The organism is Dankookia sp. GCM10030260 (assembly GCF_042666655.1).
Classification (GTDB): Bacteria; Pseudomonadota; Alphaproteobacteria; order Acetobacterales; family Acetobacteraceae; genus Paracraurococcus.
In genome coordinates this window covers 1-14,457 of record NZ_JBHTDE010000040.1, presented here as the reverse complement: position 1 = coordinate 14,457, position 14,457 = coordinate 1, and the positions used below count along the sequence as shown (strand labels likewise).

The following is a 14,457-nucleotide window of genomic DNA, read 5'->3' as shown; positions in this document are numbered from 1 at the left end:
TGGGGATGCGGTGCCGGCGATCGGCGTTGGCCTTGAACGGCATGGCGCAATCCCTCACTGCTCGAGGGCTCGCCTCTACGCCAGCCTACCCCAACGCGCCTGACCGAGCGACCCATGCAACAAGATGTCTCAGCAACCCAACCCTACCCAAGACCACCACGATGCCCGCCATCGTTACGGTAGCATACTTCTACACTACCTCAAGGGACACGATCTGGAGCGTGGCCTGACGACCTGCCTGCAGTGCCGTTAGTCTGCTGGGTGAGGTAACCGCTCATCCCATAGCCATGCCCAATCTCGGCGGCTTCGGCTTCGCCATAGAGTGCGTGCTCAGCCGGGCCGCCTACTCGTCAGGATCAGTTCCGCTCTTTCCATAACCTCCCGGAGGGTGGGTTATGGCTGTAGACGCTGTATAGAGATGTCACCCTCCTTGACCTTTTGGCTAGGAGAGCAGCTTGGCGGCGATTTCAACGAGCAAGCGCGAGTTTGACCGCCTCCTGAGGCGCTGTTTGGAGTGCAGTCAGACCGGCGCGCGGGTGCTGGGCGATTAGACATGTCTAAGTCGCACTTGCTGCTATCCTGCATTCACGTGGACAGCGACGGGGGAAGTAGTTTACTCGGCTCCTGGGGGTATAGGGGGGACTGGGATATGCCGGACGCCGCCGCGCGCGAGCGCGCAGTCGCAGTTGTGGATACACGCTGCCGCATTCTGCTAATCAGTAGCCCGAAAGGTGGGTCAGGCAAATCTGTTCTCAGCCGACACCTCCTCGTCAGCGCCGCACAGGCCGGAGTGAAGGCAATTGGGCTGGATTTCGACCGGCAGCAGACTCTAACTAAGTGGGCGGCACGCCGAACCCGGACGCGCGAAGCCTTTCCAGACTTCGCTGACACGGTTGTCGAACCAGTCTCGCTCCAAGACTGGCGCGGAGCCCTGCGTGGCGTCGAAAGATATCAGCTGGCCATCTTAGACACTCCTCCTAGTGTCGAGGATCACCTGCCAGCCATTGATGGCTTGGGCGAGGCCGCAGACCTCATCCTGGTGCCTGCGGTTTGCACACAGGACGATGTTGAGTCGGTGGCGCCCTGGGTGAAGGCACTCGCCGGGAAGGGGTTCACCTGCTCGGTTATCCTCAATCGCGCCAACCGCCGAACCACCAGCTATGCACGTATGCGTGGTGTGCTGGTGAAAGCAGGGGCGGTTTGCCCGACCGAGCTGCCCCAACTCGAGGATATCCACGTGCCCTCCACCAAGGGGTTGACGCTGCTCGACTACTCGAAGTCCCGAGGGATTGACCCTTTCGAAGAGATTTGGGCGTACGTGCGCCGGGAGGTTGGGCTGTGAGTGCCGCGGCAGGTAAGCGGTCGCGGTCCGCACTAAAGGCCTTCCTCGAAACCGATAATGACGGTGCTGCGGAGGTCGCGGTCGCCGATCTCCGGGCAGCGGATCTTCAGTCCCTTGGCGCAGACGATCCGGTTGCTTTGCAGGCGATCCGGGAAGTGTTTGCGGGTACTGGCCTGCCCGACGACCAGGAAAAGGTTCGGCGTATTCTTCGGGCCCGGAGCGAAATCCAAAAGGAGTGGGGCGATGCCCGGGACTCCTTTCTGGCGATCGGACGGGCATTGATTGCGTTAGAGAATATTCTGACCAAGGCGGAGTTCGCTCAACTGCGTCACGGCACTGAGCGTCTGTTCCCGTTCTCCGACGCGACGGCGACCCAACTTCGTCAGATTGCCCGTGCAGTGGATGGCGGACGTATTCCTGTCGAGGCATGCCCTGGCAGCTATGGGACAGCCTATCAGATCACGCTCTTGACCGAGCCACAGTTACGCGTTGCTTGGGAGAGGGGGCTGATCCGTCCGGACGTGACGCGGCGCGAGATCATGCAACTACGCCGCGAGGTGTCGGCCGACAACGTTGAGCCTTCTTCCGTTGGGCGCTTGGACCGGTCCAAGCTGCGCGAAGAGAGAGTACGGATGAGTGAGCGGCGAGCACGCTTGGCAAAAGAGCTGGCTTCAATCGACCACCGTATCGCACAGCTTGACGAACTACTCTTGCCGATTATCGACAGCGAGGGTCGCGTCCCGAGTGATAATGTAGCAGGCGACCGCCGGATCTGAGGCGGCCACCGCGGTGGTTCATGGCAGGGTTGGGTTGCTGGACTTCAACCCCTTGCCCTGGACCGACCACGATGACCGACGACAGTACTGCCCTTCGCTACCTTCTGGCGAAAGGCTCGGATGCGACCTTCCTCCAAGAGATGATCGGCTTTGCTGCCGAGCAGCTGATGGAGCTCGAGGTGGGCGAGTTCACCGGAGCCACCCACGGCGAGCGCAGCCCCGACCGGCTGGCACAGCGTAACGGGTATCGCGAGCGGGATTGGCAGACCCGGGCGGGCACTATCGAACTGCGGATCCCGAAGCTCCGGCGCGGCTCCTACTTCCCGGCTTTCCTCGAGCCCCGGCGGCTGGCGGAAAAGGCCCTGACAGCTGTGATCCAGGAAGCCTACGTCCACGACATCTCGACCCGCTCCGTCGATGACCTCGTGCGCGCGATGGGGATGGAGGGCGTCAGCAAGAGCCAGGTGTCCCGGCTCTGTGCTGAGATCGACGAGCGGGTGCGCGACTTCCTCGCCCGCCCGATCGAGGGCGACTGGCCCAACCTCTGGCTCGACGCGACCTACGTGAAGGTGCGGGAGGCGGGCCGCATCGTCTCCGTGGCCGTGACCATCGCGGTGGGCGTGAACGCTGACGGCCGCCGCGAGGTCCTCGGCATGGCGGTGGGCTCCTCCGAGGCAGAGACGTTCTGGCTCGACTTCCTCCGCACCCTCAGGCGACGCGGCTTGGCAGGCGTCAAGCTCGTCATCTCCGACGCGCACGAGGGCCTCAAGGCCGCGGTCACGAAGGTGCTCCGGGCCACCTCTCAGCGGTGCCGAGTTCACTTCGCCCGCAATGCGTTGGCTTACGCAGGTAAGGCGCAGCGACGCATCGTCTCCGCCTGGATCGGTACCGCCTACGCGGAGGCCGATGCTGAGGGTGCGAAGCGGCAATGGCGCACCGTCGCCGGCCAGCTGCGACCGAAGGTGCCGAAACTCGCGGCGCTCATGGACAGCGCCGAGGAGGACGTCCTCGCCTACATGGCGTTCCCCGCTCCGCACCGGCCGAAGCTACACAGCACAAACCCGATCAAGCGCCTGAACGGCGAGATCAAGCGCAGGACCGACGTCGTCGGCATATTCCCGAATGAGGATGCCGTTGTTCGTCTCGTCGGCGCTCTGCTGCTGGAGCAGTCTGACGAGTGGGCTATCCAGCGCTCCCGGTACATGTCCCTGGAAGCGATCAGCGCCGTCAGCGATACTGGCCCCGTCAGGCTCGGCGCCGTGCCCGCCTGACGGGCGGCCCAGCCCGCCGGGAGCCATCGCTCCTACACCATGCGTTGGGACACGACCACAGCGAGGCTGTCGCGCAAGTGTACGCTTGGGAAGACTGGAGTTCTCGTCGCTGGCAGTGGCGTCGTGTCGACTGGACTCTGGCGGGAACACCGCTTCCTCAGACGTGCCACAAAGCTCCGGTTGGGATTGGACTCTGTCAGGCTTCGAATGCCGGGGAGGAGCTCGCGCTTAAAAAGGGCTTTTCGGAGCAAGCTGGACTCTGTCGGGATCCGACCAGCTGATTCTTTCGAAAAACGCGTCGGGGGCTGGACTTCACCGGGCTCAGTCGCCCAGCGGGCGCCGAGAGGTGCGGTTGCCGACGGTCACGAGGCGCGGCGAACTGGGAGCCACAGGCGGGCGCGACGGCTTCAATATGACCCCGCGCTCGTGCACGTCCACTTCCGCGTCAGGGTAGACGGCGAGGGTGAGGGCAAAGGTCTCTTTGAACTGATCCTTGAAGTGGTCCAGTCGCTTTACGCCGCGGCCGAACTGCTGGTGTAGTGCGCGCCAGCCAATAGGCGTCGGCTCGACTAAAGCATGCAATCTGTAAGCAAGCCAGCAATAGAGATCGAGCGCCATGCTGTTGTTGGCGATCTGCCGAACGGCAGTTTCTTCAATCGGAACCGGGTGCTTTTTCAGCTGCTGAAAGAACATTTCCGACAACGTGGCGGTTTCGATGAAGAGACTGCCTTGTTTATTGTCCTCCTCGACAAACATCGAGGTATCGAGCAGGTTCTGGTTTACTAGCCCGGTGCGGTTCCCTTGCTTGATGGTGAAGGTCATTCTGCAGCGGCTCAGTCGCTCGGCTTGGTCCCGGACATCCTTCATGGACTTGCCGCCGATCGGGATCTCGAGGCGCCGCAGCCAAGCATGCAAACTGCGGCCAAGCTCGATCTCGCGGCTATTAGTGCGAAGCGCCTCAGACTGCAGATAAAGCAAAATCAGCCGTGCTCTGCTGCCATAAGGAACGCCGACGCTGACAGGCTCGCCACTGGGCACGGCGCGGAGGCCTGGCTGCACAATGAGTGTGACGCGTTCGGTCGTGATTTGCCATGGTGCGTCATCGGGCAGGCGCTTGTGGGGAAGGGCGGCCTGCGCCCAGCCGGAATAGAGGAAGCCGATCTCGACCTCTTCGCTGGCAAGGTAGGCAGCTGCTGCCTCAACTACGCGACGGTCGATGTCGGAGCGGAGCGCAGCCTCTCGGCCTTTCTCCCTCAAGAGCCTATGGACCTCACCCATGGCAGCACCCATCCGAATATTACCTAATCTGCCCAGAGACGGCGCCGGCGTCATGCTGGACTCTACCGGGGCTTGCTAGAACTACTAGTGCTCTTCCTTGTAGTGGCCGGGCAGAGTCCAGTGGACAACATTGGAACTCATTGTTTTCATTGATACGCCGATATGGGTGCGTTCCGGGAGAGTCCAGCTTTTCCCCGGAAGAAATCAGTCTTCTGTGGAAAACCCGGTACGCCTGAAGATTATGCGATGGCGTTGGCGGCTGAGCGACTCGGAATTCCCGGCAGAGTCCAGTTGTCGGGTCGGTTCCTGAAGTGATGGGTGCGACGGCCAAGCCATGGGGCAGGACAGGGGCATGCCAGGGACCACGAAGGATCACTAGGCGGAGCGGCTGCGGGCCATCCGCTTGCGCTACAGCATCAACACCCATCTCGAGGACCAAGGCCTCGCCACCCCAGTGGCCACTGGCGCCACCACCGGTTTGCAAGGCACCGAGGTGGTCCGGCTGCTAACCCACCGGCAATGGCGCGAGGGCGACGTCGCAGCGCTCAAGGCGATCGCCGAGAGGCACGGCTTCGCCGTCCATCTCGATGGCCTCGACCTGCCTTTGCGGGAGGAGAGGAACCCATGACTGCGATTCCAGTCCCCTTTTTCCGAAACTGCCAGGCCGAACCAGCAGATATCCGAGGGAGAGCGGGTACTGCGCCAGGCGCTTGGCTACATCGCCGCCGAATGGCGGTGCTTTAACGTCTGATGCTGCTCCCATGCCTACTCTGCGCGAATTCCGGCCTCCCGCGCCAGAGCACCCCATTCCGCATGCTCACGCCGCACCCGCGCGGCAAACTCCTCGACCGTGCCGCCGCCGATCTCGTCGCCACGTTCGGCCAGGCGCTGGCGCGCGGTGGGATTTCGGCAGGCCTCGTTCAGCGCCGCATTCGCCCGCCGCACGATCTCTAACGGCAGGCCACGCGGACCGAACAGCCCGACCCAGGCCGCCACGTGAAAGCCAGGCAGCCCCGCTTCCTCCGCGGTAGGGACGTCCGGGAAGGCTGGGTTGCGGTTGGGCGAGGTGACGAAGATCGGTCGCAGCCGGCCTTCCTGCACGAAGCCGTGGACCAGCGATGGCGCTTCGAACATCGTCTGGTAGCGGCCGCCAATGAAATCCTGCAGCGCCGGCCCGCTACCCCGGTAATGAATCATGTTGAAGACCGGGTTGCCGCCAAGGCGCGCCCGCAACTTCTCCGCCGTGGCATGCCCGATGCCGCCAGCGCTTGTGGTGCCGACATCAATCCCGCCCGGCTGCTGGCTCTGCATCCAAGCGACCCATTCGGGGAAGGTGCGGACGGGGATGCCGCTGTGCACCATCAGCAGTAGCGGTGACTGCAGCATCAGCCCGATCGGAACGAGCTCAAGCGGATCAAAGGTCATACCCGGCATGGTGTGCGGGTTCAGCACGAAGGTGCCGACATTGCCCACGCAGAGGGTGTAGCCGTCCGAGCGGGCGCGCAGCACCTGCTCGACTGCGATGTTCCCGCCCGCGCCGGCGCGGTTATCGATCGGCACCGGCTGACCGAACGCAGCCTGAAGTGCGTTCTGCAGCACACGGGCAGCGAGATCCGTCTGCCCACCGGGTGGGAAACCAACAATCAGGCTAACTGGCCGCTCCGGCCAAGCGCCGGTGCCGCGGCCCGCTTGAGCACGGGCGAGACCGGGGGTGGCAAGCCCGGCGCCGGCGGCCAGCATGGCCATGCGCCGGGACAAGTGCGGACCCTGGGGACCTCGGATGATCATGCGGTGTCTCCTCCATGCCGGCGGCCTTTGCCGCTCATGCAGGGACGCTACGCATCACACACCGCCCCATCCAGTCCTTCGCGTTGTGGGGCGGCTGACCGCCATCGAGAAGGGCGCCGTTCACCTGACCGGCTTGCCGCATCTTGTTGCGTAGGTAGTCCGGCCAAGCGCCTCGGAGTAGGCTAGCATAGGGGAGAGCCCTCAAGCCGTGAGGGACGCCCGCCATGCCGACTCGGTGGACGGTGTCGAGGTAATGCTCTGCCGGCACGTCGATGACGGCGAGCAATTCGGAATACCACTGCCGGTGGGCCTCGGCCGCAGCCTCCTTGCCGTCAACTAGGTTGCCGAGCTGGTTGACTTGCGCAGACACGTGGCGGCTCAGGTCCGCCGACACCGAATCAGCCATCTGCTGCGCGCCCGGGCGGACGCGTCGCCCGGTACCCGGGTACTGCGTAGGCACCCGGCCCACCGCCTTACCATTGCCACCTGATGGAGTGTGGCCCGGATCACAGACGGCCGTTCTAACCTCAGATAGATCCTGCCTCCTGTCGCAATAGACGATAAGGAGGACTGCAAAATGCACACGATGTTACGCCACGCCCTTGCTGGTTTGGCTCTCGGCCTTGCTGCTTCGGCGACAATGCCCGCGGCGCGCGCAGAGGGCAGCGAAAGCACGAGCCTTCAATCAGTCGCTGAAGCGATGCGGCAGGAGGCAATCCAGAGCGATCACTCGGGCTGGCGCAATGGTGAGGCCAAACTGACAGGCTCGGGTACCGGCTCTCCTGGCCTGACCTACTCGGGCGCTCCGTTCGGTGGCATTGGCCGTCCAGGCGCGATGATCGTCGGGAATACAGATGGCAAACCCATCGTGGCATATTCCGACGACGCGCCGAGCACCACCACCCGGATGGCGAGCCGGCGCTAGCGGCCGGCGCGATGACATCTGCCATTCAGCGAATGCCTTGGTTTTATACCCGGGCCGGCGCCGGGCAAGCGGCCACGTACCGCCGGATAACCAATATCCCGGCCGCAGCGACCTGCGCTGCGCCCGCCTACCCGCCTGGGGAGCGAAGCCGGTAGGGGGCGCGCCGGAGGAAATGGACCGCTTGCTGACAGCTGAACGCGCGCTGGGGCGAGGTGGTGCGGGTGGCTCGGATTGAGCGTGAATAGCCGCTGCAACGCTTGACGGTAGGTGAACCGAAACTCAGGACAGGTCGTGCAGCGCCTTCCCGTTCGGCGGGGTCACGGCGAAGTCGCTGAAGACGACCTTCAGGCCGGCGCGCTCAGGAGTGCAGCACATCGGCCCGACCTCGTAGCGGTCTTCCATCGGAAACGGGCAGAGCCGAGCCAGTGGCCATTGTAATCCGTCGGTAGAGGCCTGCAAGCGCAGCACGCCTCGGTCCACGGTGACCCTGATCCAGGCGTCACGCGGATCACCGCGAAACGGCCCGCAGCTCCAGTCCGAATGCCCGTTGGTCAGCACGCTGCCCAGCAACGCCTCGCCATCCGACACTTCGAAACCCGCCTTGAGCCAAGTCTCGGCGCTGAGCCGCACCATGATGCCGGCCTGGTCGTACAGCGTCTCGTACTGCGCCCTGACGCGCAACGTCGCGGTGAAGCCGCTACTCACCTCGAGCCCAAAGAAGTGACCACTATCGCGGACGAAGCCGTAGTGCGTCTCGCGCCAGAAATCAGTGCCCTGGTCCGTCACGGCGACGAGGCGGTCCGGCGCCATGGTCCAGTCTCCAGGCTCATTCAGCCAGCTGCACCGCTCGAACATTTCCATGCCTCTGTCCTGGGTTCGTCTCGTAGCCACGATCAGCAGACGGCGCGTTCCCTAGTCGCCGCACCCGCCTTCGGCTTACAGAACCAGCATTCCAATCAGTGTCGTGCCTCACAGCGGCGGGCTTCGTCCATCGGCTATATAGGCTGTAGGCGATCCGCAGGGCGCCCTATCCTTGCGGCACTGCAGGCGTGCTGCCTGTCCGTATGGCGAGGGCGTATCCCTTGCCCGGCCGCCAGCCCGGGCCGACACGTCCAGGGTGCAGGGCCGCTCAGCGGGACCACTCGCCGGGTGGCTTCTGTGTCTAGGCGCGGATTGCATTAGCGCCAGGGACGGTCCGGACCCCTGACTGGCCAAGGAAGCTCAGAGCTGTGGTACCGCCGGCTGGCTTGCAAGAAACGGCATTGCCGCAAGCCAGAACCAGAACGCCACAGCGAACGCAGCATTAGGTGCCAGCGGTCCGCGACCTGGATCGCGTTGGGGGCGGCCGCCCTGATTGCCCCAGCGAAGCCGCCCGCGTGATCGCGGGCGACAACCTCGACCCCGGGATGAGCCTGCAGCCAAGCCGTCACCGTAGCTTGGTCGCGGTCGGGCAGCAGGTCGACGATGCGCCGCAGCTCCAGGTCGCAGAGGGTGGTGCCGTAGCACTGGCGCCGCCGCCATGTCCACTCGTCGATCTCTACCTCTACGTTGCCATCGACTGGTGCTCCCGCTCCGTCCACCTCACCGTCAAGGACGACGGGACAGAAAAAAGCGCCATCGCTTTTCTCCACAAGGTTGCAGCGGCCTTCCCCTTCCACCTCACCCACGTGCTGACCGACAACGGCAGCTGCTTCACTGCCGCCTTCGCCAAGGTCTGCGCCGAACTCGGCGCCGAATACCGCCATACCAAGCCGCGGTCACCACAGACCAACGGCATGGTCAAGCGCTTCAACGGCCGCGTCGGCAGCGAGGTGATCGCAATTACCGTCTACTCACATGCGCAGCTCGAGGCGACGCCATGTTGGCCCTGGGCGATGTCGCGGCCGCGCGCCTGTTCTACGAGCGAGCCGCAGCAAGCGGCAGCGGGAAGGCGGCAACGGTTCTCGGGAAGACCTATGACCCGGAGGTACTCACCCGGCTCGGCGTCCCGGGCATGGTTGGCGACGCCGCAACCGCCATGCGTTGGTACCGGACCGCGCTGATGCTCGGCGATGCGGAGGCAAGCCGGCTGATCCCCCAGGGTAAGTATCCACGCCCTAGCCTCCGGGCTTCACCTTGCAGGATCAGTACGCTGCTCACGATTGCACCTGTTCTCTTCAGCCAAGCATTTCGCGATGCAGCGGTCACGGTTCGGATCTATGCTGAAATGCCGTGCGTTGCACTCGGCGGTACAGGATTGGCGTTTCGCCTCACACTTGGTCTGCCCCGCCGTGCGGGTGGGCTCCACCACCATCAGCAAGATGATGACGCAAGCGGACACTTTCGACGCGAACGCAGGGTACCACATCAGCTCCGAACGTCGGGCAGTCGCTGCTGCCCGCACGACCTGAGGCCTCCGGGCGCGGCCGGCCTGCGCCAAGGCTCCTTCGGACATCAGGCTGTTCTCCTGACTGTTCCATCTCGATCGGGTCTTCATCGCTCATCGCTGCCCGGGGGTGTGATCCCAGGAGAGGCACTCAGCGCTGCGATGTCCCCGCAGGCGCGCGTTGCGGCCGCGCAGCGGGATTGCGGTCGATCCACTCCTGCGCCGGGGTGAACCGTCTCAGGCCCGGCACCTGCGCCGCTAGGTTGACGTCCTTCCAGGCGGGATGGAAGCCTGGTGCGCGGAAACGATCGATGCGGCTGAAGAGATGGTCCACGAACCGTGTGAGCCGTGCATGGCGGTCCGATCCCGGCGGCCAGTTATAGACGGCGAGGATCGTCGGTACCGAAATGGTGGGCACGTCTTCGCCGGCCGATATGAACTGCGGGTAGTCCTGCGAGGTCAAGGTCGAAGGCAGGTAGTGGTTCAAAAAATCCGCTTCTCCTATGTCCACGGGCAGGAATCTGAAGCCGGGACTCCATTGCCCCCGCAGGAGCGCCTCCACTGGCTTCGTGGTAATGAACACGACGGCTGCGATATCGCCCTCTCCCCGACGCATCTGCTCGAGCGCGGCCGGATGCGGAATGAAGGTCTTTTCCACGTCGAGCTTGAGCCGGTCGAAGATCAATGGGCCGGAATAGGCCGCACTGGTGCCGGGCGTGTTGAAGTTCACCTTCTTGCCCTTAAGATCCGCGAGCGAGCGTATCTCGGGCCGAACGAAGACGTGCAGTTCCGAGGGGAAGAGATTCAGGGTGTAGCTGATGCGCTGGTCGATGTTCGGCACCAGAGTGCGGAATTGCTCGAGCGCATCCGCATTGATGATCGCCGCGTCTATCCCGCGCAGGTATAGCAACGCTTCGACGTTTTGCGTCGGGCCGCGCGTGACCACCGGAAGCACGTGGAGCGTGTCGCTTTCATCCACCACACGGGCGATCTCAGCGGCGAAGCGGATAGGCGCTCCTTCGAGCAGGCCGCCGGCCAAGCCGACCGTCCAGGCATTCAGCTTCAACTTGGCAGCCGTCTCGGCCCTGCTCAACGGTCGTTCGGGACGGGGCTGCGCGCCCGCGGGCGTGAGTGGATTGAGCAGGCCTGCTAGAATAATGCACAGACCGATGCGAATGGCGCTCAACGGGTCCATTGCCTTGTCCTTGAATCCAAGCCGCCCGGAGGCAGGCACCTACTCCGCAGTAATGCCTCTGGCACGGACCAATTCGCCCCAGCGCTTGTCCTCTGCCGCCGCGCGCAGCACCAGCTCCTCCCGCGTCGAGCCGATGGCCTCGGCACCCAGCGCGGCGAAGCGCCGCGCCGTGTCCGGGTCGCGCGACGCGGCGATCACGGCGGCACCCATTCGGGTGCTGATCGCCTCCGGCACCCCCGCGGGCCCGCCGACGGCAAGCCAGGATGCCGTCTCAAAACCTGGCAGGGTTTCGGCAACGGCCGGCAGGTCCGGCATCAGCGACGACCGCTGGGGGCTGGTGACCGCGATCGCGCGGGCCTGGCCGTCGCGCACCAGGGGCAGCGCGGTCGGGAATGCATCGACCATGACCTGTGCACGTCCGGCAGCCAGGTCCCGCAGCGCGTCGGGATTGCCGCGGTAATGGACCAGGTCGCAGCGCGCACCAAGTCGTTGCAGCAGCATCTCTGTCGCCAGGTGAGGGATAACGCCCGCGCCCGGCGTCGCGCAGATCGGCGGCCTCTCCTGCGCTTTCATCCAGGCACCGAGCTCGGCGATGTTCGTGGCGGGAACGGAGGGATGCACCATTACCGCTGATGGGAAGCGGGCGAACTCGCTGACCAGCGTGAAGTCGCGCTGCGGGTCGAAGGGAAGCTTGGGATAGAGGTGGCGGTTCACCGACAGCGTCGCGGCGAAAAGCGTCCCGAAGGTCAAGCCGTCCGGCGCGGCGCGCGCGAGCGCCGAGGCAGCGAGATTGCCGGCCGCCCCGGGACGGTTCTCCACCACGACGGGCTGACCGAGTTCCTGCTCCAGCCGTCGCGCCAGAATGCGTGTGAGGAGGTCCGGCGCCCCACCTGGCGGGAAGCCGACGAGCCACCGGATCGGCCGGTCGGGCCAGGTGGCCGCCTTGGCGAGGAAAGGCAATGTCGTGGTCAGCGAAGCGGATGAAACAACGAGCGCGCGGCGGGTCGGCATCGAGAGTATCCCGGACAGCGGCGAACGAACTGCGACGGAGGCTAGATGCCGCTGAAGAGCGAAGCAACACATGGCAACGCCACGGCGGTCAGCAAAAAGGTTGCCTCCTGCGCCAAGGTTTCATCCGATCGCGCGACGCGCCGTCGCAGGCGATGCAGATCGTCAGACCCGGCGCCGTGATGCACGGTGTCATTACTCGCGCTTTCGTTCTACCTGCCGGCGCAGGCCAAGGCGGATCGGGGCGCCGCTATAGAACGGGCAGGACAACACGGATCCTGGCACGGACCGGGAACATCGGACCGCTCATGATGCGGCGGGGGTGGTGCGCTTCCGCCTGACGATGTCGGTGACGGTGTTCTTGCTGAGCCCGAATTCGCGCTCGATCAGGCGGTAGCTGCGTCCTTGAGCGACAAGGGCCAGAACCTTCGGCGCGTGGCGGTTGAACTTCGGCCGCTGCCCTAGCTGCCGGCCGAACTTCTTACCCCGCGCTTTGGCGACCGCCATGCCGGAGCGGACCCGCTCGCGGATGAACTCGCGCTCGAACTCGGCGGTGCCGGCGATGACAGTGGTCAGCATCCGCCCGTGCGGCGTCGACAGGTCGAAGGCCAAGCCGCTCATGGCGATCACCGAGACGCGCCGGGCTTCCAGGTCCTGCAGCGTGTGCAGCAGGTCGAGGGTGCTGCGGCCCCAACAGGACAGTTCGGTCACCAGCACCACGTCGATCTCGCGCTGCTGCGCCAAGGCCATGACCTTGCGCCGCTCGGCGCGGTCGATCCGCGCGCCGGAAGCGGTTTCCCGGAACACGCCGACCACCGCTTAGCCGCTGCGCGCGGCAAAGGCCGCCCAGGCAGGAAATGTCAGGAAATATACGGCCCAATAAACGGATTTCGATGATGATTCGATACAATAAAGCACGTCAGATTTCCTGCAGTTATTCCGCTTGATGCCTCTGGCCAGCCTCGCCTGTCGCTCTCGCCGCATGAGGGGTGAATAGGGAAAGAGGCGGTCAACCGCGCCCTGTGCGTGCTGGCCGAGAACGTGCCCGGCGTGAAGGGCGCGGTGGACCGCACCAGCCAGCGGATTGGCCGGGAGCCAAGTTGATTGGGTCACCGGCGGCGCTTTGGGCTCCGCCCGGCTACCGGGTCTTGGGGCCCTGGCACTGCCTACCGACCGGGTGATCGCCCTTGATAACCTGAAGAAGCGCCGTCACGGCGCCTGCCAGGCGGTACCGCTACCATCCGGCAGGGCGGTAAGAGCTCATGTGGGAGGCGCGGCGAGCTGCAAGGTGGTGACCGGAGGAACCGTCGCGCCATTCGGGGATGCAGCAGAGCTGCAAATCCACTTGTGGCGAATCGCAGAACCTCGCGTATAGGTAGTTGCTCTCCGGCTCTATGCCGGGTCTGCGCTGGGCAGAAACAGGCTTTGTCAGGTAAGCGAAAGATCCCGCTGCGATAGCAGCGGGTGGATGTGAGCTTCCTGGGTCGCAAGATCTTGCCGTTCCCAGCACCGAAGCTTCGCCCCGGTCGGATGACCTGGGCTGAAGCAGGATGGGGCCTCGAAAAGCCCCCGCCCGCCTTGGTCGCCGGTATGGCCGAGGGCGCACGGGTGCCGTCACATGAACTCCGCGGGTCTTGGGCATCTGCCCAAGGCGGCCAACCGGGTGACCCTGGCCAGACAGTTCCGCGATACCGGCAATCGACGTGATGCCGCCGGCTCCAGCCGTCAGTGTGTCGTAGAGCTTTCTCGGAAGGGGAAGCTCTGCTCTCCGCTCCACCGCCCCTCCATCCGTCAGACGGGTCTGCTGAATAGTCAAGCGTCAAATCAACGTCGCTACACGTATAATCTCTTCGGGCTGAGCTGCCGCATCTTGTCTGCGCTGCGAACTGCTGCGCAGCCTACGCGGGACGCAATCAGCCAGGCTTGTCGACACCGTGGGTGCTGTGATCGGCGTCTCTGGTTGGCGAAGTCACCTTCATTGTGTGCCAGGGGAAGGTGAGGAGAGAGGGCCCTCGCGGGACGCAAACAAGCACGGCTGCACGTCGCACACCTTCGCCTGTTGCCCTCGCTCGTCACAACTTCCGAACGACGCTTTCAACAATTTCGTTGCATAGTGCTAGCAAGGAAGTCCGATGTAACAAGTCTTGTGTTAAAATCTGTTCCCGTTCGTAGCGGCAGGAAGCCAAATTACTTTGGTGGCTGCCGCCGCATCTGCTCACTCTCGAATCATCCGTATAAAGGCCATCTGGGATACGGGAGGAGCGCGACCGAAGCGTCACCGGTCGCCGGCGCGGCATGGACGGACCGAGCAACGCAGCGGCGCCTCCGACCGAAGCGCTGGCCGGGCTAGTCGAGCGGGTCACCTTCCACAACGCCGAGACTGGCTTCTGCGTCCTGCGGGTCAAGGTGCGGGGGCAGCGCGACCCTGTCACCGTGATCGGCCATGCCGCGCTGATCTCGCCCGGCGAGTTCGTCAGCGGCTCGGGTGTCTGGATCAACGACCGCACCC

Annotated in this window: 13 protein-coding genes and 2 pseudogenes; 7 read left to right on the top strand and 8 right to left on the bottom strand. The window is 64.5% G+C overall.

Annotation, left to right across the window (positions count from 1 at the left end):
- Positions 1-649: 649 nt before the first annotated feature.
- The 3 genes from ACFQS7_RS29980 (at position 650) to ACFQS7_RS29970 (ending at position 3,389) form a co-directional block, all read left to right on the top strand.
- Positions 650-1,342 (top strand): division plane positioning ATPase MipZ, encoded by a 693-nt coding sequence (locus ACFQS7_RS29980; protein ID WP_380070813.1) that lies wholly within the window; start codon positions 650-652, stop codon positions 1,340-1,342.
- Complete coding sequence (locus ACFQS7_RS29975; protein ID WP_380070812.1) at positions 1,339-2,118, top strand: hypothetical protein; 780 nt, start codon at positions 1,339-1,341, stop codon at positions 2,116-2,118. The genes ACFQS7_RS29980 and ACFQS7_RS29975 overlap by 4 nt, the downstream gene beginning before the upstream one ends.
- 71 nt (positions 2,119-2,189) lie before the next feature.
- The gene (locus tag ACFQS7_RS29970; RefSeq protein WP_380070811.1) at positions 2,190-3,389 is read left to right on the top strand and encodes an IS256 family transposase; all 1,200 of its coding nucleotides are present in this window, start codon (positions 2,190-2,192) and stop codon (positions 3,387-3,389) included.
- A 321-nt stretch (positions 3,390-3,710) separates the two neighbouring features.
- On the opposite strand, the gene ACFQS7_RS29965 is transcribed toward ACFQS7_RS29970, so the two are convergent.
- Positions 3,711-4,667 carry a replication protein RepA gene (locus ACFQS7_RS29965; RefSeq protein ID WP_380070810.1) on the bottom strand — a complete coding sequence of 319 codons (957 nt, stop codon included), beginning with the start codon at positions 4,665-4,667 and terminating at the stop codon, positions 3,711-3,713.
- 403 nt (positions 4,668-5,070) lie between these two features.
- Between ACFQS7_RS29965 and ACFQS7_RS29960 the strand changes: the two genes are divergently transcribed.
- Positions 5,071-5,295: a hypothetical protein gene (locus tag ACFQS7_RS29960; RefSeq protein WP_380070809.1), complete on the top strand. Its 225-nt coding sequence runs from the start codon at positions 5,071-5,073 to the stop codon at positions 5,293-5,295.
- Positions 5,296-5,432: 137 nt separating this feature from the next.
- Here the strand turns inward: ACFQS7_RS29960 and ACFQS7_RS29955 are convergent, their stop codons facing one another.
- Entirely contained in the window at positions 5,433-6,413 is a 981-nt protein-coding gene (locus ACFQS7_RS29955; RefSeq protein ID WP_380070808.1) for a Bug family tripartite tricarboxylate transporter substrate binding protein, read from the bottom strand.
- A 76-nt stretch (positions 6,414-6,489) separates the two neighbouring features.
- Positions 6,490-6,915: a hypothetical protein gene (locus ACFQS7_RS29950; protein WP_380070807.1), complete on the bottom strand. Its 426-nt coding sequence runs from the start codon at positions 6,913-6,915 to the stop codon at positions 6,490-6,492.
- Between the two features lie 117 nt (positions 6,916-7,032).
- Here ACFQS7_RS29950 and ACFQS7_RS29945 point away from each other — a divergent pair, with 117 nt between their 5' ends.
- On the top strand, positions 7,033-7,380 hold the full coding sequence (locus ACFQS7_RS29945; RefSeq protein ID WP_380070806.1) for a hypothetical protein: 348 nt from the start codon (positions 7,033-7,035) through the stop codon (positions 7,378-7,380).
- A gap of 279 nt (positions 7,381-7,659) precedes the next feature.
- Here ACFQS7_RS29945 and ACFQS7_RS29940 read toward each other — a convergent pair whose 3' ends face one another.
- On the bottom strand, positions 7,660-8,241 hold the full coding sequence (locus tag ACFQS7_RS29940) for a DUF1349 domain-containing protein (RefSeq protein ID WP_380070805.1): 582 nt from the start codon (positions 8,239-8,241) through the stop codon (positions 7,660-7,662).
- A 317-nt stretch (positions 8,242-8,558) separates the two neighbouring features.
- Positions 8,559-8,855 (bottom strand): transposase, encoded by a 297-nt coding sequence (locus ACFQS7_RS29935; RefSeq protein WP_380070814.1) that lies wholly within the window; start codon positions 8,853-8,855, stop codon positions 8,559-8,561.
- Here ACFQS7_RS29935 and ACFQS7_RS29930 point away from each other — a divergent pair.
- Entirely contained in the window at positions 8,757-9,422 is a 666-nt protein-coding gene (locus ACFQS7_RS29930) for a DDE-type integrase/transposase/recombinase (protein ID WP_380070804.1), read from the top strand. The genes ACFQS7_RS29935 and ACFQS7_RS29930 overlap by 99 nt on opposite strands.
- 474 nt (positions 9,423-9,896) lie before the next feature.
- Here the strand turns inward: ACFQS7_RS29930 and ACFQS7_RS29925 are convergent, their stop codons facing one another.
- The 3 genes and pseudogenes from ACFQS7_RS29925 to ACFQS7_RS29915 form a co-directional block, all read right to left on the bottom strand.
- Positions 9,897-10,940 (bottom strand): TAXI family TRAP transporter solute-binding subunit, encoded by a 1,044-nt coding sequence (locus ACFQS7_RS29925; RefSeq protein ID WP_380070803.1) that lies wholly within the window; start codon positions 10,938-10,940, stop codon positions 9,897-9,899.
- Positions 10,941-10,979: 39 nt separating this feature from the next.
- Positions 10,980-11,951: a Bug family tripartite tricarboxylate transporter substrate binding protein gene (locus ACFQS7_RS29920; protein WP_380070802.1), complete on the bottom strand. Its 972-nt coding sequence runs from the start codon at positions 11,949-11,951 to the stop codon at positions 10,980-10,982.
- A 303-nt stretch (positions 11,952-12,254) separates the two neighbouring features.
- Positions 12,255-12,764 (bottom strand): annotated as a pseudogene (locus ACFQS7_RS29915) (recombinase family protein); the annotation flags it as partial.
- Between the two features lie 1,479 nt (positions 12,765-14,243).
- Between ACFQS7_RS29915 and ACFQS7_RS29910 the strand changes: the two are divergent.
- Positions 14,244-14,457 (top strand): annotated as a pseudogene (locus tag ACFQS7_RS29910) (hypothetical protein); the annotation flags it as partial.